The organism is Xanthomonas sacchari (assembly GCF_040529065.1).
Taxonomy (GTDB): domain Bacteria; phylum Pseudomonadota; class Gammaproteobacteria; order Xanthomonadales; family Xanthomonadaceae; genus Xanthomonas_A; species Xanthomonas_A sacchari.
The window spans coordinates 4,405,964-4,431,865 of the sequence record NZ_CP132343.1 but is presented as its reverse complement, the minus strand read 5'-3'; the positions used below and the strand labels follow the sequence as shown (position 1 = coordinate 4,431,865).

Genomic DNA, 25,902 nt, shown 5'->3' with positions numbered 1-25,902 from the left:
GCGATCGGTAGCGCCATCCCAGGCCGCCGGTAGCGCTTGATCAATGCACTTGTGGGAGGGGCTTCAGCCCCGACGCGCTGTGCAGGAATTGCTCTGGAGAGCATCCCTCTGTGTGTAGAAGGCCGTAGAAAACACGCGCTCCTCTATGTTGTCTCTGAGGCCTCCGCTGCAGAACGGGCTCAATCCCGATGCCTTTAGTTCGTCGCGTCGGGACTGAAGTCCCTCCCACAATGGCGCGCATTTGCTGTGCCTGGCGCAGGAACTGCGCCACCGGCTGTCAGGTAGTTCGGTTGATATGCATCGAACGCGCGAAGCGATCGGGAGCACCAATCCGGGGCTGCCGGTAGCGCTTGGTCACTGCACTGTGGGAGGGGCTTCAGCCCCGACGCGCTGTGCAGGAATTGCTCGGGAGAGCATCCCGCAGTGTGTAGAAGACCGCAGAACACACGCGCGCCTCTAACTCGCCTCTGAGGCATCCGCTGCAGAACGGCTTCAATCACGACGCCTTTCGTTCGTCGCGTCGGGACTGAAGTCCCTCCCACAATTGGGGGTGCATGCCGCCAGGGCGGTGCATCTGCTGCGTCAGGCGCAGCAGATGCACCGTCTGGTGTCAGGCAGGTTGGCTGATCTGCAAGGCGGCCGGCGCTCAGGCCGGCAGCGCCAGGTCGTCGATCATCGCTCGCAGGAAGCGCGCGGCTTCGCCGCCGGTGCAGGCGCGGTGGTCGAAGCTCAGCGACAGCGGCAGGATCTTGTGCGTCTCCACGCCGCCCATCACCGGCACCAGTTGATGGCGGGCGCGGCCGGCGGCGACGATGGCCACGCACGGCGGCACCACGATCGGGGTGGCGTAGCGGCCGGCGAACATGCCGAAGTTGGACAGCGAGATGGTGTAGCCGCTCAGCTCCGAGGCCGGGATGCTGCGCGCCTCCACCTGCTGGCGCAGGCGGTTGATGCCTTCGCGCACGCCGCGCGCATCGAGCATGTCGGCGTTGCGCAGGGCGGGCACGAACAGGCCGTCGTCGGTGTCCACGGCGATGCCGATGTCCACGTGCGCGTGCAGGGTGCGGGTCAGCGCCTCGCCGTCGAACCAGGCGTTGAGCGCCGGCACCGCCTGGCAGGCGGCGACGATCGCGCGCACCAGGCGCCCGGTGGTGTCGTTGCCCGGCGTCCATGCGTGCAGATCCGCATCGTCGTTGAGCGTGGTCAGCACCACCTGGCGCTGCGCCTCGGCCATCACCCGCGCCATGTTGCGGCGCACACCCTTCAGCGGCTCGGGCTGGCCCTGCACGGCCACGCCCGGCGGCTGCGTGCGCATCGGCTTGCCGGCGGCGGAAAGCGGGGTGCGCGCGGGCGCGGCTTGGGATGTGCGGGCTGCCGTAGGAGCGGCTTCAGCCGCGACGGCAGGAGGGCGTGGGGTCGCGGCTGAAGCCGCTCCTACGACGGCGCCGGCCTTCGCCGAGCCATCCGCGGCGGCCTGCTTGACGTCGGCCAGGGTGACCGCGCCGTCGGCGCCGCTGGCGCGCACCCGGCCCAGGTCCACGCCCAGCTTCTTGGCCAGGGCGCGCACGGCCGGCATTGCGCGCACGCCGCCGACCGACACGGCTTGTTCGCTGTGCACGGTGTTGGAGCTCTGCATCGCCCCGACCACGGTGCCGGCATCGTCGCGCTCGCCGGCGGCCTGCGCGTTGTCGGCGTCGTGCAGTTCGCCGCCGTCGTCGGAGGCGACCACGCGGTCGTCGGCCGCGGCGGTGTCCGCTCCGGCGCCCTTGCCGGACGCGGCCGGCGCCGCGCCGCCGTGGTGATGGCCGGTGTCCTGGCCTTCGGCGCGCTGCGGCAGGTTCGGGTCGGGTGCGAACTGCGCCAGCATGCTGCCGGTGACGACGATGTCGCCCGGCGCGCCGGCCAGCTTCAGCACCTTGCCGGACACCGGCGAGGGCACTTCGACCACCGCCTTGGCGGTTTCCATCGACACCAGCGGCTCGTCCAGCCGGATGGTGTCGCCTTCCTTGACGAACCACTCGACGATGGTGGCGTCGGGCAGGCCTTCGCCCAGGTCGGGCAGATTGAAATTCTTGGTTTGGCTCATGTGGTCTCTTCCAGCAGTTCCAGGTCGCGTGCCGGCAGCCAGCCCTGCGTGCCGTCGGCGCGCTCGGCCCACCACCAGTCGCCGTATTCGTGATGCAGGACGACGGTGTCGCCCTGCGCGGCATCGAGTTCGCGCGCGTCGTAGTCGCGCAGCGCCACGGCATGGCCGTCGCCGGTCGGCTGCAGCCACGCTAGCGGCGCCCAGCCGGCGCTGCCGGCGGCATTGGTGATCCAGACGAACGCGGGCCACTCTTCGTCGCGCACGCCCAGCGCGATCCGCTCGCCGGCGGCGATGCGGATCGGATGCGGATAGGCGGCGCGGTAATCGCTGATCAGACGTGCCTGCATATCAACCCGCGGCCATCGCCCGCTTGGCTGCCGCGACGATCTTGTCGGTGCTCGGCAGGTACTTCATTTCCAGCCGGAACAGCGGGATGTGGGTGTCGTAGCCGGTCACGCGCTGCACCGGCGCGACCAGGTCGTACATCGACTGCTCGGCCAGGCGCGCGGCGATCTCGGCGCCGAAACCGGCGCTGCGCGGGGCTTCCTGCACGATCACGCAGCGGCCGGTGCGCGCCACCGATTCGGCGATGGTGTCGAAATCCAGCGGGCGCAGCGTGGCCACGTCGATGACTTCGGCACTGATGCCGTCGGCGGCGAGCCGGTCGGCCGCTTCCAGCGCTTCCTTGACCTGCGCGCCCCAGGCGACCAGGGTCACGTCGGTGCCGTCGCGCAGCACGAAGCACACGTCCAGCGGCAACGCCTCGCCGTCGTCGGCGACCACTTCCTTGTACTGCCGGTAGATGCGCTTGGGCTCCATGTAGATCACCGGATCCGGCTCGCGGATCGCCGCCAGCAGCAGGCCGTAGGCGCGCTGCGGCGAGGACGGCAGCACCACGCGCAGGCCCGGCACGTTGGTGAAGATGGCTTCGTTGGCTTCGCTGTGGTGTTCCGGTGCGCGGATGCCGCCGCCCCACGGCACGCGCAGCACCAGCGGGCAGTGCAGGCGACCGCGGGTGCGGGTGCGCAGGCGCGCAGCGTGGCAGATCAGGTGATCGACCATCGGGTAGACGAAGCCGTCGAACTGCGCTTCGGCTACCGGCTTCATGCCCTGCGCGGCGAGGCCGACGCTGAGCCCGGCGATGGTGGTTTCGTCCAGCGGGGTATCGAGCACGCGCTGGGCGCCGAAGCGCTGCTGCAGGCCGGCGGTGGCGCGGAACACGCCGCCGTTGACGCCCACGTCCTCGCCCAGCACCAGCACCGACGGGTCGTGCTGCAGTTCCCAGGCCAGCGCCTGGGTCACCGCTTCGATCAAGGTAATGGGCGTGCTGGTCATCGGGGTGTCTCCGCGCGACGTCGCCGCGCTGTGGGCGGTGCCGGCCGCAGAGGCGGCCGCGTGGTCGGCGAGGCGGGGGCTCAACTCATCCATGGCGCTGCTCCAGGGCGATGGCCTCGGCGCGCTGCACGAGCAGGTCCGGCGGCGGGTCGGCGTACAGGTAATCGAACATGGCTTCCACGGGCTGCACCGGGGTTTCCAGGTAGGCGTTGAGCTCGATGTCGGCCAGGCGCGCGCATTCCTGCTTCCACGCCGTTTCCTCGTCCTCGCTCCACAGGCCCTGCGCGCTCAGCCAGGCGCGCAGGCGCAGCAGCGGCTCGCGTTCCCAGGCCTGCTTGACCTCGGCATCGTCGCGGTAGCGGCGCGCGTCGTCGGCGGTGGTGTGGTCGGACAGGCGGTAGGTCATGAACTCGATCACCGTGCCGCCCTGGCCGGCCAGCGCGCGCTCGCGCGCCTGGCGCATGGCTTCCAGCACCGCGATCAAGTCGTTGCCGTCCACCTGCAGGCAGTGCAGGCCGCCGGCCAGGCCCTTCTGCGCCAGGGTCTGCGCGCCGGTCTGGGCGTTGCGCGGCACCGAGATCGCCCAGCCGTTGTTGATCACGCACAGGATCAGCGGCAACTGGTAGGCGCCGGCGGAGTTGAGCGCGGCGTAGAAGTCGGTCTTGGACGAGCCGCCGTCGCCGCAGGTGGCCACCGCCACCTGCTGCTCGCCGCGCAGCTTGAACGCCAGCGCGGCGCCGGCGGCGTGCAGGCACTGGGTGGAGATCGGCACGCAGATCGGGAAGTCGCGGGCGGCGTCGGAATCGCGCTGAAAATCGTTGCCACGCTCGTCGCCGCCCCAGTACAGCAGCACTTCGCGCGGGCGCACGCCGCGCGTGAACATGGCGCCGTACTCGCGGTAGCTGGGCGCCAGCACGTCGCCGCGGCGCATCGACGCGCCGATGCCGATGTGGGTGGCCTCGTGGCCCAGGCAGGAGGCGTAGGTGCCCAGCTTGCCGGTGCGCTGCAGGGCCACCGCCTTGCTGTCGAAGGTGCGCACGTAGAGCATCTGCTTGAACAGCGCCAGCAGCGTCTGCGGGTTGGCCGAGTCGGCCGGAAGCGCGTCGCGGACCGGCTGGCCGCCCGCGTCGAGGTACTGCAGGAACTCAATTTCGAACTGGGCGGCGATGGGCATGGCGATGGCGCTCTCGACAACAAGTTTCAAATGATATGAGTCGGCATGTTAAGGAAGCCGTGCACAAAAGCCGTCGTGCACCGCAGCACGCGGCGATGCCGTATCGCACAAGAAAAGCGTGGTCCTCTCGCGTTGCCGATTGATGGCGTTGGGTATCGACGATGTTGCAGTGCGATGCATGCCGTTCATGTGCGCGTGGGTGTCCACCGGTGGCGGTGGCAACGCCGTTGTCGTGGCGCGCATGCAAGCGCGCGGGCGCCTCGGAACGGACAGGAGGCAGGCGTGCATGCGCGCCCCCGAGCAGCGCTCAGCGCTGGCGCCGCGCATGGAGCTTGTCCCGTAGATACCGTCTTACCCCCTAGCAGGCAAGGCCCCTTTTCGGATCGAACGCCGTGTCCGACTTGAGAACCCCGTAGGCCAGGTGCAGGAGCTTGCGCATGGCGGCGCACACGATCTGCTTGCCGGCTTTGCCGCGTTCGCTCAGTCGCTGTTTCAGCGTCCGGATGATCGGGTTGTGGGTCATGGCCACCAGGGCCGGCATGAACAGGCCCGCGCGCAGGCGGGGCGAGCCGGTGCGCGAGATGCAGACGTGGCCTTTGCGCTCGCCCGACTGCTGCAGGCACGGATTCAGGCCCGCGAAGGCGGTCACCGCCGAGGCATCGGCGAAGCGCCTCACATCGCCAAGTTCGGCCAGCATCAAGGCCGCGCTGGTGTCGGCAATCCCCTGGATGCTCACCAGCAACTCGCGCTGCCCACGCAAGGTCGGATCCTGGTCGATATGGTCATCGATGGCCTGCTCGATCTGGGCGATGTGGTGTTGCAGATCGGCCAGATGGACCTGGATCGAGTCCTTTACCTGGGCCGGAGCGACCTCCAGCCGGTTGCGCTCCATCTGCAGCATCTGTTGCAGGTCCTGGCGCCGGCGCACCAGCGCTTTGAGCTGCTTGAGCGCCGGCGGATCAGGGTGCCAACGGCGTAACTGTTCGCGGTGACGCAAGGCATAGCTGGCGATCAGCTTGGCATCGCTGCGATCAGTCTTGACCCGGCTGAGCTGGCTGCGTGCGTACGCGGCCGTCTGCGCCGGGTTGAGCACGCACACCCGATAGCCTTGTGCGTGGAGGAACTCGGCCAGCGCCTGGTGGTAGGTGCCGGTGGCCTCCATGGCGATCCAACTATCGGGCTGCGCATGCGTCTGCAGCCATGCCTGCAGGGCCTGGAAGCCCTTGGCATCGTTGGACAACTTGGCCTTGGTACGGTGCTTGCCATTGGTCAGATCGATGGCCACATCGAAACTGCGTTTGGCGACGTCGATGCCGATGACGGGAGACATACGCGATTCCTCCATCGTGTCAGGGTCATGATCGGCGCTGAGCCCGGTCCTGCCTTGTCGATGCGAGTTCACGCCCGGGGGCGGACTCTGGATACCGTTCGGACACACAAGAGCCAGCATGTGGAGGGCGGAGCCGATCTACGATGCAAGCTCGAAGCTTTAGGAGCGACTGGACCTCCCACACCTCCTCCGATGATCAGTCGGAAGACATGACGCCTGTTTAGGGGCGACATGTCCAGATACAAGGAGCGGCTTCAGCCGCGACGGGATTTCTAGGGAAGGCCGGTCGCGGCTGAAGCCGCTCCTACGCGAGCGCGCTGCCGGCAGCACGTGATCAGCGCCGGGGTGGCGTTGGCCCAAGCAAAAGGGCGTGGCCTCGCGGCCACGCCCTTGCACTTGCACCGCTTGCCGCGATCAGCGACCGAACAGGCGCAGCCCCTCTACGCGCGTGCTGAAGCGCGCGCTGTTGTCGCTGGGATCGGCGTCGGCCGAGGTCGAGCCGGCGCTGGCGCCAATCACGATCTGGCGGTCGGCCGGCAGCGGCCGCGTCGCCAGGCTCAGGCGGAACGCGGCGCTGGCACCGGGCGCCAGGTCGGCGCCGCTGCGGCACTGGAAGCGCGCGCTGCGCAGGCCGTGGTTCTGCCGCACGCACTGCCAGCCGCGCGGCGGCACCAGCGCGGTGAGCGCCGACAGGGTGCTGCCGTCGATCTCCAGGCTGGCGCCCTGCACCGGCGCATTGCCGTGGTTGCGCACGTCGATGCGGTAGTCGGCGAAGAACGCCAGGAACGGCAGGGTGGCCGGGCCGTCGATCGACACCGCCAGGTCGCCGGCTGGACGCGCCTGCACCGCCACCGTGGTGCTGCCGCCGTTGTCGCCGGGGTTGGGGTCCTCGGTCTGCGAGGCCACCGACGCGGCCAGGCTCAGGCTGCGCCCGACCAGGGCGGCGCCGGCCGGCACCGCCACCTCGAAGCGCGGCGTGGTGCCGGCGGCGAACTGTGCGGTGCTGCAGGTGACCACGGTCTGCGCGGCCACCTCTGGCGCGGCGCAGTCCCAGCCCGGGGCGGCGGTCACGCTCGGGGCCACCGCCGCGTCCAGGGCGAAGGCGACCGCGGCGGCGCGCGCCGCGTCCGGACCGGCGTTGGCCAGGTCCACGCTGTAGCGGATGGTGTCGCCGGCATAGACCGACGCGTTGGCGGCGCTCACGCGCAGGCTCAGGTCGGCGCGCTCCAGCGGCTTGAGCTTGATCAGCACCACCGCCGGATCGTGGTCGGACAACCGCGCCGGCGAGTTGGCGTCGTTGCGGGCCACGGCCGGGAAGTCGGCGTTGAGCCGCGCGTGGGCTTCGCTGAGGCCGGCGATCTGCACCGATCGCATCAGCGCGCGGTTGGCCAGGATGTGGTCCAGCGACTGCACGTTGCCGTCGTAGGCGTAGGAGTAGCTCTGGTCCGGCGTCGACAGTAGCGTGAGGTTGTATAGCGCCGGATCGACCAGGGTGGCGCCGTCGCCGGGCACCACGGTCTGCGCGTCCGCCGCCGGCAGGCCGGTGATGGTGCCCATCGCATCGACATAGCCGTCGTTGAACTCGAAGGCGTTGAAGTCGCCCATCACCAGCAACTGCTCGCTCGGATCGGCGGCCTGGCGCGCCTGCAGCAGGTTGGCCAGGAACACCGCCTGCGCCTGGCGCTTGGCGCGGATGCGCTGGCCGCCGGCGTCGTCGGTCTCGGCGCCGTTGAGCGAACGCTGGTGCACCTCGACCACGGTCAGCGGTAGCGCGCGGCCGTCGGCGAAATGCACCACCGCCTTCAGCAGCAGCGGCGGGCGATCGTTGAGCAGGCTGACGGTGCCGCTGGGCTCGGTCCAGGTGGTGGCCTTGCCTTCCTGGCTCACCGAGACCACCTCGACGCGGGCGATGCCGGCGCCGACCTGCGCGGTCTTGACCAGGAAGCCGACGTCGATGCCGCCCACGTCGTTGCCTTCCTGCAGGTAGGCGACGTACTGCGGATCGGGCTGGCCGGCGGCCACCGCATCGCGGTTGACGCGGTCGGCAAGGGTCTCCAGCACGCTCAGGTTCTCGATCTCCACCGTGCCGAGGATGTCGGGGGTGTTGAGGTAGTTGCGGATCGCCAGCGAGGCCTTGTTGAGGCGCGCCTGGTAGGCGGCCGCGGTCAGCACCGGTTCGCCGATCGCCGGATCGTTCTGGTCGTCGAAGAAGCGCTCCATGTTGTAGGTGGCGATGTTGACGTCGTCGGCCTGCGGCGCCGGGGCCGGCTTGGGCTGGTCGGCGCCGTTGCACTGCACGGTGGGCGCGGTTTCCGGGTAGATCGTGTAGCGGCGGAAGCTGTAGTCCAGCGGGCCGCTGACGCCGAGCACGGTGCAGCCGGCGGCCACGTCGATGCGCTCGCCGCCGAGGCCGGCGCTGCCGACCGCGATCACCTGCGGGCTGGTGTTCCAGCGCGGCACATCGCTTGGCGAGCCGGCCGGCAGTGCGTCGGGCTGCTGCACGCCGGCGGTGCGCCAGGCGCGCGGCAGGCCGGTGACCACGGCATGGAACACGCCGTTGCTGGTGGCGCTGGCGTTGGTCTCGTTGACGTTGCCCAGGGTCGGGGTGTTGACGGTCAGGCTGGACACGGTGACGCGCATGCCTTCCAGGCGCTCAAGCTGGTCGTAGGCGCCGTTCGGGTCGGGGAAGCGGGTGGTCAGCTCGACCGCGGCCGGCAGCGGATTGCCGGTGGACTGCAGCAGCACGGTCGGCGAGCTCAGTTCGGTCAGCGGCGGCTGGCTGGGGTCGGTGCTGGGCACGTATTCGACCACCGTGGCCTGCACCCGCACCGCGTTGCCCACCGCGGCCTCGGCCGGCGGCGCGCTGCCGGTGTAGACGTAGATGCCCTCGGAGGTGAGCGGGTCGGCATCGGCCTGGGCGTCGGGCGTCTGCAGGAAGAAGCCGGCGCTGCGCCGCGCGGTGACGATGCCGCTGGTAGCGACCACCTGGCCGACCAGCGGCGAGCGCGCGCCGCTGCCCTGGATGCTGTGGATCGGCACCAGGTTGAAGTCGTCGTTGAGGATCACCCCGCTGGCGGTCAGCGTGGCCGGCAGCGCGCCGCTGACCCCGCTGATGTCGAGGTAGAAGGTTTCGTCCGGTTCGTTGCTGGTGTCGCCGTTGACCAGCACGCGCACCTCGGCGCTGCTCTCGCCGGCCGGGATGGTCACCTGGGTCGCGGCCAGCGCCTGGTAGTCGCTGCCGGCGGTGGCGGTGCCGTCGCGGGTGGCGGCGGCGAAGGTGACGCCGGCGCTGCCGGCCGGCTGGCTCAGCGTCACCGTGAACACGAACGCGGTGCTGCCGCTGTCGCCTTCGGCGCGGCTGACGTTGGCCACGCTGGCCACCGGCAGGTTGCCGCCGCCGCACAGGCTGACCGGCGCGGCGCTGTTGCGCGGGGTCGGCGCACCGGTGGCGAAGTCGGCGTTGTTGTTGTCGCTGTCGGTGCAGCCGCCGTTGCCGCGCAGCACCGCCAGGGTGTTGCTGGGCGCGGCGGTCGGGGCGCTGCCTTCGGCGCAGCTGGCGCTGCTGCCGTAGCCGACGAAGTCGGCGTTGCCGGCCGGGCAGGCGCCGCTCAGCGCGGCGCTGGCCTTGCTCAGCGCGATCTTGCCGGCGGTGCCGCTCATGGCGATGGTGCCGGTGGCGTCGGGCGTGGGCAGCGCGGTGCTGCCGCCGCTGCCGTCGGCCTGCTTGACCAGGTAATAGCCGCCCGGCGCGATGCTGCCGCTCAGCGGGGTGACCTGCCAGCTGCTGCCGGCGGCCGAGGCGTACTGCACCGACCAGCCGGCCAGGCTCACCGCCTCGCTGCCGTTGTTGTGCAATTCGACGAAATCGCTCTTGTAGGTGGCGCCGCTGTTGCCGCCACCGCCATAGACCTGGCTGATGACCACCTGGGCCTGGGCGTACCCGGCACCACCCAGCGCGCACGACAACACTGCAGCTCGAAGCAGCATGGTTCGCATGAACAAGATCTCCCCAATCCTTGAAGACGTGGACTTAAGAGTGGCTAACGAAACGTAGCGAGCAGTCGCCAGGTGGGTGCGGACGGCGCGGAGGAACCGCAGTGTACGAGTGGGTACATGAGGATTCCGAGCACCGTCCGCGCCCGCTTGGTAGCTGCGCAGTCGTTTTGTTTGCCGCTCTTACGCAGATGACGTGACGGCGCCCCCCAGGCGCCGCCGACGATTGTGCCGGAGTTTGTCAGCCGGTGCTGACCAATGTGTGACATTCGTCGCTGCGGTACCCTTGCCGGCCCGGAACGCCCACGCCGCCCATGCCCGTCGAACAGAACCAGCGCCCGCTCGAAGCCGGCATCCACACCGACCTGGAAGGCCGCCTGACCTACGGCGGCTACCTGCGCCTGGACCGGCTGCTGTCGGCGCAGCAGCCGCTGTCCAACCCGCCGCACCACGACGAACTGCTGTTCATCGTCCAGCACCAGACCTCCGAGCTGTGGCTGAAGCTGCTGGCGCACGAGCTGGGCGCGGCGATCGCGCACCTGCAGCGCGACCAGGTGTGGCAGTGCCGCAAGGTGCTGGCGCGCAGCAAGCAGGTGCTGCGTCTGCTGACCGAGCAGTGGTCGGTGCTGGAGACCCTGACCCCGTCCGAGTACATGGGCTTCCGCGACGTGCTGGGCCCGTCCTCCGGGTTCCAGTCGCTGCAGTACCGCACCATCGAATTCATGCTCGGCAACAAGAACGCGCAGATGCTGCCGGTGTTCGACCACGACCCGCAGGGTCAGGCGGCGCTGCAGGCGGTGCTGGAAGCGCCCAGCCTGTACGAGGAATTCCTGCGCTACCTGGCCCGCTTCGGCCACGCGGTGCCGGCGCCGTACCACGCCCGCGACTGGCGCCAGCCGCACGTCAGCGACCCGCTGCTGCGCCCGGTGTTCGAGCGCATCTACGAGAACACCGACCGCTATTGGCGCGAGTACGCGCTGTGCGAGGACCTGGTGGACCTGGAGACCCAGTTCCAGCTGTGGCGCTTCCGCCACATGCGCACAGTGATGCGGGTGATCGGCTTCAAGCGCGGCACAGGCGGTTCCAGCGGCGTCGGCTTCCTGCAGCAGGCGCTGGCGCTGACCTTCTTCCCGGAACTGTTCGAGGTGCGGACCTCGGTGGGGCTGGAGAGGCGGGACGCGGGACCCGGGGCCGCGGTCCCGGGTGGAGCGACGACCCCGCTGTAACCCGGCGCGTGTGGCGAGTGCCGCCGGCATTGCTGCGTTGCAGGCACGGAGTCTTCTGGCGATGGCGGGGGCCATTGCCGCGTGAGCGCCGTTTTGTCATGTCTCCGTGTCGCGCTCGCACCGCTTTTTTTCGGCTGAAGGCCCACTGCTTTTCCGGGTCCCGGGCCGAGTCTCGGGACCCGCCTCTCTCGCCACATTTGACGCCACGCCGTCGCTCGGTGATCCTCGTCCGTTGCCCGGCCTGGCCGGCCGCACCGCCCCAGCCCATCCTGAATACGCAAGGGAACACCGCATGAGCGTTGACGTCGTCGCGTCGAACAATCCCGCCTCACCGCAGCCGCCGTCAGCGCAACCGCCCGAATTCAAGACCCTGCTGGGCCATCCGCGTCCGCTGTGGCTGCTGTTCATGACCGAGTTCTGGGAACGCTTCGCGTTCTACGGCATTCGCTGGGCGCTGACGTTGTACATCGTGTCCGAGTTCTACCAGGGCTCCGGCGCCGGCGAGGCACCCGCCAACAAGCTCTACGGCGCCTACTTGGCGCTCGTCTACGCGTCGGCGCTGTTCGGCGGCTTCGTTGCCGATCGGTTGATCGGCTATCAGCGCTCGCTGTTGATCGGGGCCGTGGTCATGTCGGTCGGCCTGTTCCTGATCGCGGTACCGAACCAAGAGGTGTTCAAGATCGGCTTGGCCACGATCATCGCCGGCAACGGCCTGTTCAAACCGAACGTGTCCACCATGGTCGGCAAGCTGTATCCGCTCTCCGACCCGCGGCGCGATTCGGGTTTCACCATCTTCTACATGGGCATCAACGCCGGTGGTTTCCTGGCGCCGATCCTGACGGGGTTCCTGGCGGACAAGTTGTTCGGCAGCGAGGCGATGCCGGCCTACAAGTATGTCTTCATCGCGTCCGGCATCGGCATGTTGATCAGCCTGGTGTGGTTCTGGGTGGGGCGTCACCAGCTCGGCCCCGTCGGCAAGCCGCCGGTGGGCGGCGAGGGCATCGGACGTACCATCGGGGTGTTGGTTGCGACGCTGTTGGTGATCCCACTGGCTTACGGCCTGCTGCTCATCGATGCCGGCATCCTCGGCTGGATTCTGACCACCCTGTTCGTGGCGCTGTGCGCCATGATCCTGGTCGAGGGTATCCGCGAGGGTCGCATCCCGCGCGACCGCTCGATCGCGATGCTGATCGTCTTCGTGTTCAACGTCATGTTCTTCATGTTCTTCGAGCAGGCGGGCAGTTCGTTCAACTTCCTGGCGCAGAACATCGTCGAGCGCGACCTGGGCGGCTGGATGTTCCCGGTCGGTTGGTTCCAGTCCGTCAACACGCTGGCGATCCTGGTGCTGGGGCCGGTATTCGTGTGGTTGTGGGTGGCGCTGAAGTCGGCCAATCCGTCGATTCCTCGCAAATTCGGTCTGGGCCTGATCTTCAATGGTCTGGCGTTCGCGTTGTTGATGTACGCGCTGTCCTCGCTGGTCGATGGCAGCGGCAAGATTCCTTTCTGGACCTTGTTCATGGTCTACGTGATTCAGACCGTCGGTGAGTTGTGCCTGTCGCCGATCGGCCTGTCGATGACGACGAAGCTGGCACCGACCAAGGTGGTGGGCTTCGCGATGGGCGGTTGGTTCCTTTCCACGGCCATCGGCAACAACCTGTCCGGCATCTTCGCCGCGGGCGTCAGCGGCGAGAGCGGCATGACCGTAGAATCGGCGCTGAAGGGCTACACGTTCGGCTTCTGGGCCTTGCTTGGCTCGGGTGTGTTGCTGTTCCTGATCGCGCCGCTGATCAACCGACTGATGCACGGTGTGAAGTAACGTGAGGACCAAGCAATGGCGATGAACAAGACGATCTGCGCTGCCCTGGCGGCGATCCTGGCCCTGGCTGGCTGCAGCCAGGCGCCGCCGCCCGACGATCAGGCGCCGGCCAAGCCGCTGGACACCTCGGTGCAGAAGCCGCCGGTGGCCGATCCCAACCAGCCGGTGGCCTCGGGCAATACCCCGGCCGCCGCCGACATCGCCGCGGCCAAGGCGCTGGGCGCGCAGTTCGATCCGCAGCGCAACCCGGCCGACGACCTGGAGACCGCCATGGTCGAGGCCAAGCGCGGCGGCAAGCGCATCCTGCTCGACGTGGGCAATGAGGCCTGCGACTGGTGCCACACCCTGGACACCTTCATCGAGGGCGATGCGGAGCTGCGCAGCTTCCGCGACGCCAACTTCGTGTGGGTCAAGGTCAACGTCAGCGACGCCAACAAGAACGAGGCGTTCATGGCGCAGTACCCGAAGATCGTCGACTTCCCGCACCTGCTGGTGCTCGACGCCGACGGCAAGCTGCTGCACTCGCAGATACTCGCCGACCTGCAGAAGGGCAAGGACTACGACCGCAAGAAGTTCTCGGACTTCCTCAAGGAATGGGCGCCGCCCAAGGCCTGAGCGGCCGCGAAGCGCAATTTTCGTAGGAGCGGCTCTTGTCCCCTTTTGTGGGATTAGCCGCGACCGGGCATTACCCGTAATGCCTGGTCGCGGCTAAAGCCGCTCCTACGACGTTCAAGGCCTGCTTCTCCCGGCACCGGCGCCTCAGCGCCCGGTCATGCTCGGCAGGCCCTCGGCCGCCAAGCGGTCGATCAGCCGGTTCAGCAGCCGCTGCTCGTCCTCGCTGAAGGGCGCCAACAGGCGCCGCTCGCACTCCAGCACCATCGGCGCCACCACCTGGTACACCTCCACCCCGGCCGCGGTCAGGTGCAGCACCGAGCGGCGGCGGTCGTCGCCATGGGTCTCGCGCTGAATGAATCCGCGCTCCAGTTGCCGCGCCACCGCCCGGCTCACCGCCACCTTGTCCATCGCGGTGCGCTCGGAGACCTCGCCGGCCGACAGGCCCGGATACAGCGCCAGCACCGCCATCACCCGCCACTCGGTCACCGCCATGCCGTAGCGCTCGCCGTAGACGCGGGCGATGTTGCTGCTGATGCGGTTGGACAGCACGCTGATGCGGTACGGCAGGAACCGTTCCAGATCCAGAGAGGGCGAGTCGGGCGTCGGGGCGGGCGTGGCGATCGTCATGCTGCATTGCACCTTGCTGGTGGTTTCACTTGTAACTATAACGGAGGATACTACGGTCCATTCTCGCGAGTCTGGCGCCCGTCCGCATCCGAAATTTCGGCCCGGCCGCCGCGACTCCCCCCTCCAGGAGACGCGTCATGAATGCACAAGCGCAGCATCCGTCGCAGCCGACCAACCTCGGCATGCAGGTCACCACCTTCGAGAACCCGATGGGCATCGACGGTTTCGAGTTCGTGGAATTCGCCGCGCCGGCCGGGCAGGGCGAGCAGTTGCACGCGTACTTCCGCAGCATGGGCTTCACCGCGGTGCTGCGTCATCGCCAGCGCGCGATCACCGTGTACCGCCAGGGCGGGGTCAATTTCCTGGTCAACGAGGAACCGGATTCCTTCGCCGCCGATTTCGCTGCCGCGCACGGCCCCTGCGCCTGCGGCTTCGCGATCCGCTTCCGACACCCGGCCGACGAGGTGTTCGCCAAGGTGCTGGAGAACGGCGGCGAAGCCATCGCCGACAAGGCCGACACCCGCGCGGTGCCGGCGCCGGTGGTCAAGGGCATCGGCGACTGCATGCTGTACCTGGTCGACAAGTACGGCGAGAAGGGGTCGGTGTACGACGGATTCGAGCCGGTGCCCGGCGCCGAGCAGCATCCGGCCGGTTTCGGCCTGACCTTCATCGACCACCTGACCCACAACCTGTACTTCGGCAACATGCAGCGCTGGTCGGACTACTACGAGCGCCTGTTCAATTTCCGCGAGATTCGCTACTTCGACATCAAGGGCGCCAAGACCGGGCTGGTGTCCAAGGCGATGACCGCGCCGGACGGCGTGGTGCGCATCCCGCTCAACGAATCGTCGGACCCGAAGAGCCAGATCAACGAGTACCTGGACGCCTACCACGGCGAAGGCATCCAGCACATCGCCTGCTTCACCGATGACATCTACGAAACCGTCGAGCGCATGCGCGCGGCCGGCGTCGAGTTCCTGGACACCCCGGACACGTATTTCGACGTGATCGACCAGCGCATTCCCAACCACGGCGAGGACGTGGCGCGCCTGGCGCGCAACAAGATCCTGATCGACGCCGACCCGGAGACCAAGCAGCGCAAGCTGCTGCAGATATTCACCCAGAACTGCATCGGCCCGATCTTCTTCGAGATCATCCAGCGCAAGGGCAACGAAGGCTTCGGCGAAGGCAACTTCCAGGCGCTGTTCGAGAGCATCGAACGCGACCAGATGAAGCGCGGGGTGCTTTGAGGGCAGATGCTGACAGCGCAGCGCGGAGAGTTCGGACAGCGGTTCTAGCCCCTCTCCCATCGGGAGAGGGGTTGGGGTGAGGGTACGGTGGGGTCATGGAACTCAAGCCGCCATTGCCCACCGCCACATTGAGAAACGCCCGCGGTTTGCGCCGTGACATGACCGATGCGGAAAGAAAGCTTTGGCGCCACCTGCGAAACGGAGGCCTGCTTGGTATGAAATTCCGCAGGCAGCATCCAATGCCGCCTTACGTCGTCGATTTCTATTGCGAAGCGTTGAAGCTTGTCGTTGAGCTGGATGGCTCGCAACATTCGCAAGCGGCCGACGCCGAGCGAACGCGTTACCTGCAGTCGCAAGGGATGCACGTACTGCGTTTCTGGAACAACGATGTGATGCTGCAAGTTGATGCGGTCCTGGAGTCGATTCTGTACTTCGTCGGTGCCCGTACCCTCACCCCAACCCCTCTCCCGGTGGGAGAGGGGCTTTCAGAAGAGCCTTCGTCATGAACATCCAACCCAACGGCTACATGTCCGGCTTCGGCAACGAATTCGCCACCGAGGCGGTGCCCGGCGCGTTGCCGGTCGGGCAGAACTCGCCGCAGCGCGTGGCCCATGGCCTGTACGCCGAGCAGTTGTCGGGCACCGCGTTCACCGCGCCGCGCGGCGTGAACCGGCGCAGCTGGCTGTACCGCATCCGCCCGGCGGTGATGCACGGCGGCTTCGTCGCCTACGACCGCGCCGGCGCGTTCCATAACGACTTCCAGCGTGGCCCGGTGCCGCCGGATCAGTTGCGCTGGAGCCCGTTGCCGCTGCCTGAGACGCCGGTGGACTTCGTCGATGGCCTGTACACGATGGCCGGCAATGGCTCGGCCGAGGCGCAGCATGGCGTGGCGGTGCACCTGTACGCGGCCAACGCCTCGATGCAGGGCCGGTTCTTCTACAACGCCGATGCGGAACTGCTGTTGGTCCCGCAACTCGGGCAACTGCGCCTGAGCACCGAACTGGGCACGTTGGAAGTGGCGCCGCAGGAAATCGCGGTGATCCCACGCGGCGTGCGCTTCCGCGTGGAACTGTCCGACGGCCCCGCGCGTGGCTACGTGTGCGAGAACTTCGGCGGCCTGCTGCGGCTGCCCGACCTGGGGCCGATCGGCGCCAACGGCCTGGCCAACCCACGCGACTTCCTCACCCCGGTGGCCGCCTACGAGGAGGACGAGGGCGCGTTCGAACTGATCGCCAAGTTCCAGGGCCATCTGTGGCGCGCGCCGATCGGGCATTCGCCGCTGGACGTGGTCGCCTGGCACGGCAACTACGCGCCCTACAAGTACGATCTGCGCCGCTTCAACACCATCGGCTCGATCAGCTTCGACCATCCCGATCCGAGCATCTTCACCGTGCTGACCGCGCCCAGCGACACGCCGGGTACCGCCAACATGGATTTCGCGATCTTCCCGCCGCGCTGGCTGGTGGCGCAGCACACCTTCCGGCCGCCATGGTTCCACCGCAACGTGGCCAGCGAGTTCATGGGCCTGGTGCACGGCGTCTACGACGCCAAGGCCGACGGCTTTGCCCCGGGCGGCGCGTCGCTGCACAACTGCATGAGTGGGCATGGCCCGGACGCGGCCACCTTCGACAAGGCCTCGCAGGCCGATCTGTCGCGGCCGGACGTCATCGCCGACACCATGGCCTTCATGTTCGAGACGCGCGCGGTACTGCGCCCGACCGCGCAGGCGCTGGACGCCGCGCATCGCCAGCGCGACTACCAGCAGTGCTGGCAGGGCCTGCGCCGGCACTTCCGCGCGCCCTGAGTGCGCATCGGCGCGGCAGTGCCGCTCAGGCCGCCGTCGAGGCTGCGGCCCGAGCGGACGGGATCGCGGCGCTCAGGCGGCCTCCGCCGCGGTCGCCAGCGCGCCGTGCAGCGATGCCGGCAGGATCTCCAGCACGCGCTCGCGGATGCGCTGCGCGTAGCGCTCGGAGGTCATCTCCGGCATCGTGCGCAGCGCCAGCCCGATCGCGCGCAGGGTGTCGTGTTCCTCGCGCGCGGCACGCAACTGCTGCTGCAACGCTGGCGAGGCCGGATGGCGCTGCAATTGCAGCAGGTCCAGCAGATACATGCGCGCATTGAGCAGGGCGCGGCGCGGGTCGGCCGGTGGTGGAGGGGCGCTTGTCGCCACCGGCGCGGCGGCGGCGCTGCGGCCGTCGTCCAGATAGCCCTGCTGCAGCAGCCCCTGCACGATCGCATCGGCCCCGCGGCCGCCCAGCGTCGCCAGCTCATCGATGCTGCGCTGGCCGTCGGCCAGGATCAGCACGCGTCGCTGGCGCATGTCCAGCGGCGCATCGTGCGATTGCAGTGCCGCAAGGGCGAGGGCGGTCTTGCGCGGATGCATGGCGGCGGGGTCGGTAGGCGCGCAGCTTGGCGCGCAGCGGTGAAATGCCGATGACAGGGGCGATGCGCTGGCGTGTCGGTGCCGGCGGCCGGCTTGTCGTCGGTGTGCTCGAACGCCGGTCCGGGACGCGGTGCTCGGCCGCGCATGCCTGGCAGCGTGTCGCCGCTGCCGTGCAGGGCGAGGGCATGCACGCTAGCCTATGCGCTGGTCCAGCGAGGAAGTGCGATGAAGCCGATTCAACCAGGCGTGGCGGTGTTGCTGCTCGCGCTCGCCGCCTGCGACCGGCAACCGCCCGCGCCGCCGGCCGCGCCTCCTGCACCGTCCGCGCCGGCTCCGGCTCCGGCGCCCGGCGCAGCCGACGACGGCGCCTTGCCGCCGCCGGACATCGACCAGCCCGACGGCGACGTGCCGCCGGCGCAGGCGCCGGCCTCGGCGTTGCCGCCGGAGCTGGCCGCTGGCGACCGGCAACTGGCGCGCATCGACGGCTACGGCGACCTGCGCCTGGGCATGCCCGCGGCGCAGGCGCGCGCGGCCTGGGGCGGGGAACTCGACGGCCAGCCCAGCGCCGGCAGCAACTGCTACGTGCTGCGTCCGCGCTGGGCCAAGGGCAACAACCAGTTCGGCCTGATGGTCGAAGACGACACACTGGTGCGCTACGACGTGCGCACCGCCAAGGAAACCGCGCCGGGCGGCGGCAAGGTCGGCATGGGCCTGGCTAACCTGCGCGCGCTGTACGCCGGCCGCCTGGAGGAGCAACCGCACAAGTACGTCGAAGGCGCCAAGGTGCTGCGCGTGCGCGAGCCCGGCCAACCCGGCGTGCTGGTGTTCGAGACCGACGCGGCCGGCAAGGTCATCGCCTGGCGCGTGGGTTTGCCGCCGCAGGTGGATTACGTGGAAGGGTGTGGCTGAGAAGCCGGGAATAGGGAATCGGGAGTGGGGAATCGGAAAAGCGTGCGGGGCGAGTGATGGCGGGAACTCGGCCCGCCTATGTCAATGTCACCCACGTGGTGCGTGAACGCTCCTTGGCTTTTCGCTTTTCCCCATTCCCGATTCCCGATTCCCCATTCCCAGCCGGCGCTCGCGCCGGCGTGCACGACGGGCGTACCAGCGTTCGCGCAGGCAGGAGAAGATCACGTACAGCGCCGGGGTGCTGAGCAGGGTCAGGCTCTGCGAGATCAGCAGGCCGCCGATCATCGCGATGCCGAGCGGGCGGCGCAGCTCCGAGCCTTCGCCCAGGCCTACCGCCAGCGGCACCGCGGCCAGGATCGCCACCATCGTGGTCATCATGATCGGGCGGAAGCGCACGATGCAGGCCTCGCGCGCGGCCTCCAGCGGGGTTTTGCCGTGTTCCCGCTCGGCGACCAAAGCGAAGTCGATCATCATGATCGCGTTCTTCTTGACGATGCCGATCAGCAGCACCAGCGCGATCATCGAGATCACCGACAGCTCGGTGCCGGTGACCCACAGCGCCAGCAGTGCGCCCATGCCGGCGGCGGGCAGCGTGGAGAGGATGGTCACTGGGTGCACCAGGCTCTCGTAGAGCATGCCCAGCACGATGTAGACCACCACGATCGCGGCCAGCACCAGCACCAGCATCGAGTTCGGCTGCAGCTGCACGCCGAAGCCGCCGCCGTCGGCGATGCGGATGTCGCCGGGCATGCGCAGCCCGGCCACCGTTGCGGCGATGATCGCATCGCCTTCGCCGGTGCTCACGCCCGGCGCCAGGTTGTAGCTCAGGTCCATGGTCGTGTACTGGTTCATGTGGCTGATCTGCGACGGCGCCAGCCCGGGGACCTGGCGCGCCACCGCGGTCAGCGGGATCATCGTGCCGCTGCGGGTGGGCACGTAGATGCGGTCCAGTGCCGCCGGCGTGGCGGTCTGGTCCGGCAGCGCGTTGACCACCACGCTGTACTGGTTGAGATCGGAGTAGATGGTGGAGATCTGGCGCTGGCCGAACGCGCCGTACAGCGCGCCGTCGATGGCGCCGACCGATACGCCCAGGCGCGCGGCCAGGGCGCGGTCGATGACGATGTTCTGGCGCAGGCCGGCGTTGTCCACGTCGGTGCCGACGTCGCGCAGCTTGGGGTTCTGCTTCAGTGCGGCCTGCAGCTTGGGCAGCCACTCCTGCAACTGCGCGTTGTCGTTGCCCTGCAGCGAGACGCGGTACTGCGCGCCCTGGCTGGTGCCGCCGCCACCGTCGCTGGGCAGGTCCTGGATCGCGCGCAGGCGCAGCTGCAGGTCGGGGTAGCGGTCGGCCTTGGCGCTGAGCCGCGCCAGCACCTGCGCGGTGGTATCGGTGCGGCCTTCGTCGCGGCGCTTGAGCTCGATGTTGAAGCTGGCGCTGGAACCCTGGCGGCTGCTGCCCAGGCGCGCGCCGACGATCTTCACCGCCGGGTCGGACATCAGCATGTCGGTGATGCGGCGCTGGCGGGTGACCATGTCGGCGAAGGACACGGTGGCGCTGGAGGTGGCACGGCCCCAGATCAGGCCGGTGTCCTGTGCCGGGAACGAGCCCTTCTTGACCGCACCGGCCAGGAACACCGTGGCCGCGATCAGCAGCAGCGGGGTCAGCGCCAGCAGCAGTGCGTGGCGCAGCGAGAAGTCCAAGGCCACGGTGTACACGCGCAGCATGCGCGCGTGCATGCGCTCCAGCCACGCGCCGAAGCGGCCGGGTTGTTCCGGCTCGGCGTGCGCGGACAGGAAGCGGCTGCACAGCGCCGGGGTGAGCGTGAGCGAGACCACCGCCGAGACGCAGATCGCCGCCACCAGGGTGACGGTGAACTCGCGGAAGAACACCCCGATCATGCCGCTGGCGAACAGGATCGGAATGAACACCGCCACCAGCGAGGCGGTGATCGAGACGATGGTGAAGCCGATCTCGCGCGCGCCGGCCAGCGCCGCGTCCAGCCGCGACATGCCCTCGTCGAGGTGGCGCATGATGTTCTCGATGACCACGATCGCATCGTCGACGACGAAGCCGATCGCGATCACCAAGGCCAGCAGGCTCAGATTGTTGAGGGTGAAGCCCATGACGTACATCGCCAGCGCCGCGCCGGCCAGCGACAGCGGCACGGTGGCCGCGGCGATCAGCGTGGGCGCCAGCCGGCGCAGGAACAGCGCCATGGTCAGCACCACCATCGCCAGGCTGATCATCAGCGTGGCCTGCACCTCGTTGAGCGAGGCGCGGATGGTCGGGGTACGGTCGAAGTACGCCGTCATCTTGGTGCCCGGCTGCAGGTAGCTGCGCAGCATCGGGATCTCGGCCTTGACCCGGTCCACCGTCTCCACGATGTTGGCGCCGGCACGGGTGAACACGTACATCACCACCGCCGGCTTGCCGCCGAACCAGGCCGCCTGGTAGGCGTCCTGCTGGCCGTCGTAGACGTTGGCGATGTCGCGCAGGCGCACTGCGCGGCCCTGCTGCTGGCTGATCACCACCTGGCCGAAGTCGGCGGCCTTGGCCACCGCGTCGTTGGCGACGATGGCCGTGGTGGTGGCGCCGTCGCTGAGGAAGCCGGTGGGCGAGGTGACGTTGGCCGCGCGCACCGCATTGCGTAGGTCGTCCGGGGTCAGGCCCATGGCGTTGAGCGCGCGCAGGTTCACGTCCACCCGCACCGCCGGCGTGGAGGCGCCGCCGATGTCCACCGAGGCCACGCCGGTGATCTGGCGCAGGCGCTGCGCCAGCAGCGAATCGGCGACGTTGTACAGCTCGTCGGCCGACTGCGTGTCCGAGGTCAGGGCGATGGCGATGACCGGGTCGTCGTTGGGATTGGCCTTCTGGTAGCGCGGCGTGGCCAGGCCGGAGGGCAGGTCGGCCTGCGCGGCGTTGATCGCGGTCTGCACGTCCTGCGCCGCCGAATCGATGTTGCGGCTGCTCTGGAACACCATGAACACCTGGCTGTTCCCCTCCGAGCTGGAGGAGCGCATGGTGTCGATGCCGGGCACCTGGCCCAGGTGCCGCTCCAGCGGCGCAGTGACCGTGGCGGCCATGGTCGAGGCGTCGGCGCCGGCCTGGCTGGCCTGCACGAAGATCACCGGGATCGAGATGTTCGGCAGCGCCGCCACGCCCAGGCGCAGGTAGCACATCATGCCGATCACGAACAGGCCGATGGCCAGCAGCGCGGTGCCGATGGGACGGCGGATGAAGGGCGCGGAGATGTTCATGGGGCCGGGAATCGGGAATGGAGAATCGGGAATCGCAGTGCGCGCCCGGTGTCAGTCTTTTGAGGATCCGGCATGGAGTGAACGAGTCGGCAGCGCGCGGACTCGGCGCTTTCCGATTCCCGACTCCCGATTCCCGATTCCCGGCCCCTCACGCCCGCCCCTCCGCCGCCGTCGCGTGCCGCGCGGCGCGGCGCTCACGCCAGGCGCGTGCGCGTTCGGAGGCGCGTTCCATGTACAGGTAGATCACCGGCGTGGTGTACAGGGTGACCAGCTGCGACAGCAGCAGGCCGCCCACGATGGAGATGCCCAGCGGGCGGCGCAGTTCCGAGCCGATGCCGTCGCCCAGCGCCAGCGGCAGCGCGCCGAGCATCGCCGCGGCGGTGGTCATCATGATCGGGCGGAAGCGCAGCAGGCAGGCGCGGCGGATCGCGTCGTGGGCGTTGGCGCCCTCGCGGCGTGCGTCGATCGCGAAGTCGATCATCATGATCGCGTTCTTCTTGACGATGCCGATCAGCAGCACGATGCCGACGATGCCGTCCACCGACAGGCTCAGCCCGCACAGCATCAGCGCCAACAGCGCGCCGACGCCGGCCGGCGGCAGCGTGGAGATGATCGTCAGCGGGTGGATGTAGCTCTCGTACAGCACGCCCAGCACGATGTAGATCAGCACCACCGAGGCCAGCAGCAGCCACACAACGTCGGTCTGGCTGCCGGTGAACTCGGCGGCCTTGCCGATGAACTCGGCATGCAGCTGCGGCGGCAACTGCAACTGCGCGCGGGTTTCCTCGATCGCCGCCACCGCCTGCGACAGCGAGTAGCCCTGCGCCAGGTTGAACGACACGGTGACCGCCGGCAGCTGCTGCTGGTGGCTGACCACCAGCGGCGTGGTCGACTGCTTGGCCTCGGCCACCGCCGCCAGCGGTACGGTGCCGCCGCTGCCGACGGTGATGCCGGTGTTCTGCGCGCCGATGCCGGTGGCGGTGGAGGAGTTGCTGGAGGTGGTCTGGCCGAAGCTGGTGGCGTTGCTGGCGGTCAGCGCACCGCTGCCGTTGCTGGCGACCGCCAGCTGGTTCAGCAGCGCGGTGCTGGTGCGGAACTCCGGCGCCACTTCCAGCACCACGCGGTACTGGTTGAGCTGGGTGAAGATGGTGGAGATCTGGCGCTGGCCGAAGGCGTCGTACAGCGTGTCGTCGATGGTCTGCATCGGCACGCCGAGGGTGCTGGCCTTCTCGCGGTCAACGTGCAGTTCCAGCGCGCGGCCCTGGTTGGCCAGGTTGTTGTCCACGTCGGCCAGTTCCGGGCGCTTGCGCAGCGCCTCGGTCAGGCGCGTGGCCTGGGTCGCCAGTTCGGCGCTGTCCACGTCCGAGAGCGAGTACTGGTACTCGGTGGCGGCCACGCGGGTGTCCAGGGTCACGTCCTGTACCGGCTTCAGGTACAGGGCGACGCCGGGCAGCCCGGCCACCGCCTTCTGCAGCCGTGGCAGCAGGTCTTCCAGGCTGTCGCGGTCGCTGCGCGGCTTCAGCACGATGCTGAGCTGGCCCTGGTTGAGGGTGGGGTTCATCGAGCCTGCGCCGATGAAGGCGGCCACGCCGGTCACCGCCGGGTCGCGCCGCAGCGCCTCGGCCACCGCCTGGGTGCGCTGCTCCATCTGCGGGAACGCCACGTTCTGGTCGGCCTGGACCACGCCGGTGATCAGCCCGGTGTCCTGCTCGGGCAGCAGGCCCTTGGGGATCACCACGTACAGCAGCACTGTCAGCACCATGGTCGCCAGCGCCACCAGCAGGGTCAGCTTCTGGTGGCCCAGCACCCAGTCCAGGCTGCGCTCGTACACGCCCACGGTGCGCGACCACAGCGTGGTCTTGCCGGCCGCCGCGGTGCGCTCGTGCGCGTCCTCGCCCTCGGGCAGGGCGTCGGGCTTGAGCAGGTAGGCGCACATCATCGGCGTGAGCGTCAGCGACACCAGCATCGAGATCACCACCGCGATGCTCAGCACCCAGGCGAACTCGTGGAACAGGCGGCCGGTGACGCCGGGCATCAGGATCAGCGGCAGAAATACCGCCACCAGCGACACGGTCAGCGACAGCACGGTGAAGCCGATCTGGCGCGCGCCGATCTCCGCCGCCTCGCGGCCGCTCTTGCCCTGCTCGATGTAGCGCACGATGTTCTCGATCATCACGATCGCATCGTCGACCACGAAGCCGGTGGCCACCACCAGCGCCATCAGCGACAGGTTGTCCAGCGACATGCCGGCGAAGGCCATCACCGCGAAGGTGCCGGCCAGCGACAGCGGCACCGCCACCGACGGGATCACCGTGGCCCACAGCCGGCGCAGGAACACGAAGATCACCGCCACCACCAGGCCGATGGTCAGGATCAGGGTGAACTTGACCTCGTGCACCGAGGCGCGGATGGTCTCGGTGCGGTCGGAAAACACGTCCAGGTGCACGCCGGCCGGCAGCACGCCCTGCAACTGCGGCAGGATCGCGCGGATCTGCTCGACCGTCTGCACGATGTTGGCGCCGGGCTGGCGGCGCACTTCCAGCAGCACCGCCGGCTTGCCGTCGGCCCAGGCGGCGAGCTGGTCGTTCTCCACCCCGTCCACCACCTTGGCCACGTCCGACAGCCGCACCGGCGCGCCGTTCTTGTAGCTGATGACGGTGTCGCGGTACTCGGCGGCGCTGGACAGCTGGTCGTTGGTGCCGATGCTGTAGGACTGGGTCTTGCCGTTGAGCGAGCCCTTCGGTGCGTTGACGTTGGTCTGGGTCAGCGCGCTGCGCAGCGCCTCCAGGGTCAGGCCCATGTTCGACAGCTGCGCCGGATTGACCTGGATGCGCACCGCCGGGCGCACGTTGCCGGCGATCGACACCAGGCCCACGCCCGGCACCTGCGACAGGCGCTGGGCCAGGATCGAGTCGGCGTAGTTGTTGACCTCGCGCAGCGGCAGCGTGTCGGAGCTGAGCTTGAGGGTGAGGATCGCCGCATCGGCCGGGTTCACCCGGTTGTACACCGGCTGGTAGGGCAGCGACGAGGGCAGGGTGGCCTGGCGGATCGCCGCCTGCACGTCCTGCGCGGCGATGTCGATGTCGCGGTCCATCGCGAACTGCAGCACGATCGTGGACAGGCCCGCCGACGAGTCGGAGGTCATCATCTGCAGCCCGGAGATCTGCCCGAGCTGGCGCTCCAGCGGCGTGGTCACCAGCGAGGCCATGGTGCTGGCGTTGGCGCCGGGATACTGCGTGGTCACCACCAGGCTGGGCGCGTCGATTTCCGGCAGCGCCGACACCGGCAGCTGCCGGTAGCCGAGGATGCCGAGCAGCAGCACGCCTGCCATCAGCAAGGTGGTGGCGATCGGGCGGCGGATGAAGATCGTCGAAAAGCCCACGGGGAGATCCTTGCTGGTGAGATCCCGGGTCCGGACGCTGCCGGAACCCGGGAGAAAGCGTTACGTCAGTCGAGCGTCAACTGGTCGAACAGACTGGTGAGGTCGGTGTTCGGTGTCACCGTGACGAAATTGCCCTGGAACACGAGCCCGTTCGGCCCCCATTGGCCGTAGACGTCGGTGCTGGAGGCGATGACGTTGCGGCCGAGCGTATTGGCGATGCGCTCGGCCGGCGTCAGCAGCTCGCTGCCGAAGTCCAGGCTGGCGGCGCTGCACACGATCAGCACCACCTCGAAGGCGACCTCCATCGGGAAGTCCGTGTTCTGCAGCAAATTGCTCAGAAATGCGCTGCCGTCGCCCAGTTCGCTGTCGTGGGCGACGATCCACAGTTGGTTGCCGTTGCCCAGCGGATCCAGCGGCGGGCCGGCGACGAAGCCCTGCTGATTGATCAGGAAGGCCTGCAGGCTTTGCGCGAGCGGATCGTTGGAGGCGATGACGACGTTGGTCATGGTGTGGTTCCTCTG

At 68.8% G+C, this 25,902-nt stretch carries 18 protein-coding genes and 1 other RNA gene; 7 read left to right on the top strand and 12 right to left on the bottom strand.

Going from position 1 to position 25,902, the window contains the following annotated elements:
* Positions 1 to 646 precede the first annotated feature (646 nt).
* The 7 genes from RAB71_RS18750 to RAB71_RS18720 all read right to left on the bottom strand — a co-directional run bounded on the left by RAB71_RS18750 (position 647) and on the right by RAB71_RS18720 (position 10,040).
* On the bottom strand, positions 647 to 2,086 hold the full coding sequence (locus RAB71_RS18750; protein ID WP_104609570.1) for a dihydrolipoamide acetyltransferase family protein: 1,440 nt from the start codon (positions 2,084 to 2,086) through the stop codon (positions 647 to 649).
* Positions 2,083 to 2,433 carry an SH3 domain-containing protein gene (locus RAB71_RS18745; RefSeq protein WP_010340973.1) on the bottom strand — a complete coding sequence of 117 codons (351 nt, stop codon included), beginning with the start codon at positions 2,431 to 2,433 and terminating at the stop codon, positions 2,083 to 2,085. Before RAB71_RS18745 ends, RAB71_RS18750 begins: the two co-directional genes overlap by 4 nt.
* 1 nt (position 2,434) lies before the next feature.
* A complete protein-coding gene (locus RAB71_RS18740) occupies positions 2,435 to 3,514 on the bottom strand; it encodes an alpha-ketoacid dehydrogenase subunit beta (protein WP_019799772.1) in 1,080 nt (359 codons plus the stop codon).
* Positions 3,507 to 4,595, bottom strand: a complete 1,089-nt coding sequence (pdhA, locus tag RAB71_RS18735; protein WP_010340975.1) for a pyruvate dehydrogenase (acetyl-transferring) E1 component subunit alpha — start codon at positions 4,593 to 4,595, stop codon at positions 3,507 to 3,509. The genes RAB71_RS18740 and pdhA overlap by 8 nt, the downstream gene beginning before the upstream one ends.
* 358 nt (positions 4,596 to 4,953) lie before the next feature.
* Positions 4,954 to 5,925 carry an IS110 family transposase gene (locus RAB71_RS18730; protein ID WP_353940067.1) on the bottom strand — a complete coding sequence of 324 codons (972 nt, stop codon included), beginning with the start codon at positions 5,923 to 5,925 and terminating at the stop codon, positions 4,954 to 4,956.
* Between the two features lie 414 nt (positions 5,926 to 6,339).
* Positions 6,340 to 9,921, bottom strand: coding sequence for a lamin tail domain-containing protein (locus tag RAB71_RS18725; protein WP_029562017.1), 3,582 nt, complete (start codon positions 9,919 to 9,921; stop codon positions 6,340 to 6,342).
* A gap of 42 nt (positions 9,922 to 9,963) precedes the next feature.
* A non-coding RNA gene (locus RAB71_RS18720) (sX9 sRNA) lies at positions 9,964 to 10,040 on the bottom strand.
* Positions 10,041 to 10,232: 192 nt separating this feature from the next.
* Between RAB71_RS18720 and RAB71_RS18715 the strand changes: the two genes are divergently transcribed.
* The 3 genes from RAB71_RS18715 (at position 10,233) to RAB71_RS18705 (ending at position 13,575) form a co-directional block, all read left to right on the top strand.
* Positions 10,233 to 11,144 carry a tryptophan 2,3-dioxygenase gene (locus RAB71_RS18715; protein WP_010341299.1) on the top strand — a complete coding sequence of 304 codons (912 nt, stop codon included), beginning with the start codon at positions 10,233 to 10,235 and terminating at the stop codon, positions 11,142 to 11,144.
* Positions 11,145 to 11,436: 292 nt separating this feature from the next.
* Positions 11,437 to 12,960 (top strand): peptide MFS transporter, encoded by a 1,524-nt coding sequence (locus RAB71_RS18710; RefSeq protein ID WP_010341300.1) that lies wholly within the window; start codon positions 11,437 to 11,439, stop codon positions 12,958 to 12,960.
* 15 nt (positions 12,961 to 12,975) lie between these two features.
* On the top strand, positions 12,976 to 13,575 hold the full coding sequence (locus tag RAB71_RS18705; RefSeq protein WP_010341301.1) for a thioredoxin family protein: 600 nt from the start codon (positions 12,976 to 12,978) through the stop codon (positions 13,573 to 13,575).
* A 144-nt stretch (positions 13,576 to 13,719) separates the two neighbouring features.
* On the opposite strand, the gene RAB71_RS18700 is transcribed toward RAB71_RS18705, so the two are convergent.
* Positions 13,720 to 14,202: a MarR family winged helix-turn-helix transcriptional regulator gene (locus tag RAB71_RS18700; protein WP_010341302.1), complete on the bottom strand. Its 483-nt coding sequence runs from the start codon at positions 14,200 to 14,202 to the stop codon at positions 13,720 to 13,722.
* Positions 14,203 to 14,384: 182 nt separating this feature from the next.
* Here RAB71_RS18700 and hppD point away from each other — a divergent pair, with 182 nt between their 5' ends.
* The 3 genes from hppD (at position 14,385) to hmgA (ending at position 17,256) form a co-directional block, all read left to right on the top strand.
* Complete coding sequence (gene hppD, locus RAB71_RS18695; RefSeq protein WP_010341303.1) at positions 14,385 to 15,452, top strand: 4-hydroxyphenylpyruvate dioxygenase; 1,068 nt, start codon at positions 14,385 to 14,387, stop codon at positions 15,450 to 15,452.
* Positions 15,453 to 15,547: 95 nt separating this feature from the next.
* The gene (locus RAB71_RS18690; RefSeq protein ID WP_029561871.1) at positions 15,548 to 15,958 is read left to right on the top strand and encodes an endonuclease domain-containing protein; all 411 of its coding nucleotides are present in this window, start codon (positions 15,548 to 15,550) and stop codon (positions 15,956 to 15,958) included.
* Positions 15,955 to 17,256: a homogentisate 1,2-dioxygenase gene (hmgA, locus tag RAB71_RS18685; RefSeq protein ID WP_010341305.1), complete on the top strand. Its 1,302-nt coding sequence runs from the start codon at positions 15,955 to 15,957 to the stop codon at positions 17,254 to 17,256. Before RAB71_RS18690 ends, hmgA begins: the two co-directional genes overlap by 4 nt.
* Positions 17,257 to 17,328: 72 nt before the next feature.
* Here the strand turns inward: hmgA and RAB71_RS18680 are convergent, their stop codons facing one another.
* Positions 17,329 to 17,835: a hypothetical protein gene (locus tag RAB71_RS18680; RefSeq protein ID WP_010341306.1), complete on the bottom strand. Its 507-nt coding sequence runs from the start codon at positions 17,833 to 17,835 to the stop codon at positions 17,329 to 17,331.
* Between the two features lie 225 nt (positions 17,836 to 18,060).
* On the opposite strand from RAB71_RS18680, the gene RAB71_RS18675 reads away from it, so the two are divergent.
* A complete protein-coding gene (locus RAB71_RS18675; RefSeq protein ID WP_041500505.1) occupies positions 18,061 to 18,744 on the top strand; it encodes a hypothetical protein in 684 nt (227 codons plus the stop codon).
* An 87-nt stretch (positions 18,745 to 18,831) separates the two neighbouring features.
* Here RAB71_RS18675 and RAB71_RS18670 read toward each other — a convergent pair whose 3' ends face one another.
* From RAB71_RS18670 to RAB71_RS18660, 3 genes are all read right to left on the bottom strand, one after another.
* Complete coding sequence (locus RAB71_RS18670; RefSeq protein WP_010341587.1) at positions 18,832 to 21,999, bottom strand: efflux RND transporter permease subunit; 3,168 nt, start codon at positions 21,997 to 21,999, stop codon at positions 18,832 to 18,834.
* Between the two features lie 148 nt (positions 22,000 to 22,147).
* Positions 22,148 to 25,381, bottom strand: a complete 3,234-nt coding sequence (locus RAB71_RS18665; protein ID WP_010341586.1) for an efflux RND transporter permease subunit — start codon at positions 25,379 to 25,381, stop codon at positions 22,148 to 22,150.
* A gap of 65 nt (positions 25,382 to 25,446) precedes the next feature.
* On the bottom strand, positions 25,447 to 25,887 hold the full coding sequence (locus RAB71_RS18660) for a hypothetical protein (RefSeq protein WP_010341585.1): 441 nt from the start codon (positions 25,885 to 25,887) through the stop codon (positions 25,447 to 25,449).
* Between the last annotated feature and the right edge of the window lie 15 nt (positions 25,888 to 25,902).

Coding starts and splice junctions, on each gene's coding strand:
- RAB71_RS18750 (WP_104609570.1), bottom strand. CDS start 2,086: ATGAGCCAAACCAAGAATTTCAATCTGCCCGACCTGGGCGAAGGCCTG.
- RAB71_RS18745 (WP_010340973.1), bottom strand. CDS start 2,433: ATGCAGGCACGTCTGATCAGCGATTACCGCGCCGCCTATCCGCATCCG.
- RAB71_RS18740 (WP_019799772.1), bottom strand. CDS start 3,514: ATGGATGAGTTGAGCCCCCGCCTCGCCGACCACGCGGCCGCCTCTGCG.
- pdhA (WP_010340975.1), bottom strand. CDS start 4,595: ATGCCCATCGCCGCCCAGTTCGAAATTGAGTTCCTGCAGTACCTCGAC.
- RAB71_RS18730 (WP_353940067.1), bottom strand. CDS start 5,925: ATGTCTCCCGTCATCGGCATCGACGTCGCCAAACGCAGTTTCGATGTG.
- RAB71_RS18725 (WP_029562017.1), bottom strand. CDS start 9,921: ATGCGAACCATGCTGCTTCGAGCTGCAGTGTTGTCGTGCGCGCTGGGT.
- RAB71_RS18715 (WP_010341299.1), top strand. CDS start 10,233: ATGCCCGTCGAACAGAACCAGCGCCCGCTCGAAGCCGGCATCCACACC.
- RAB71_RS18710 (WP_010341300.1), top strand. CDS start 11,437: ATGAGCGTTGACGTCGTCGCGTCGAACAATCCCGCCTCACCGCAGCCG.
- RAB71_RS18705 (WP_010341301.1), top strand. CDS start 12,976: ATGGCGATGAACAAGACGATCTGCGCTGCCCTGGCGGCGATCCTGGCC.
- RAB71_RS18700 (WP_010341302.1), bottom strand. CDS start 14,202: ATGACGATCGCCACGCCCGCCCCGACGCCCGACTCGCCCTCTCTGGAT.
- hppD (WP_010341303.1), top strand. CDS start 14,385: ATGCAGGTCACCACCTTCGAGAACCCGATGGGCATCGACGGTTTCGAG.
- RAB71_RS18690 (WP_029561871.1), top strand. CDS start 15,548: ATGGAACTCAAGCCGCCATTGCCCACCGCCACATTGAGAAACGCCCGC.
- hmgA (WP_010341305.1), top strand. CDS start 15,955: ATGAACATCCAACCCAACGGCTACATGTCCGGCTTCGGCAACGAATTC.
- RAB71_RS18680 (WP_010341306.1), bottom strand. CDS start 17,835: ATGCATCCGCGCAAGACCGCCCTCGCCCTTGCGGCACTGCAATCGCAC.
- RAB71_RS18675 (WP_041500505.1), top strand. CDS start 18,061: ATGAAGCCGATTCAACCAGGCGTGGCGGTGTTGCTGCTCGCGCTCGCC.
- RAB71_RS18670 (WP_010341587.1), bottom strand. CDS start 21,999: ATGAACATCTCCGCGCCCTTCATCCGCCGTCCCATCGGCACCGCGCTG.
- RAB71_RS18660 (WP_010341585.1), bottom strand. CDS start 25,887: ATGACCAACGTCGTCATCGCCTCCAACGATCCGCTCGCGCAAAGCCTG.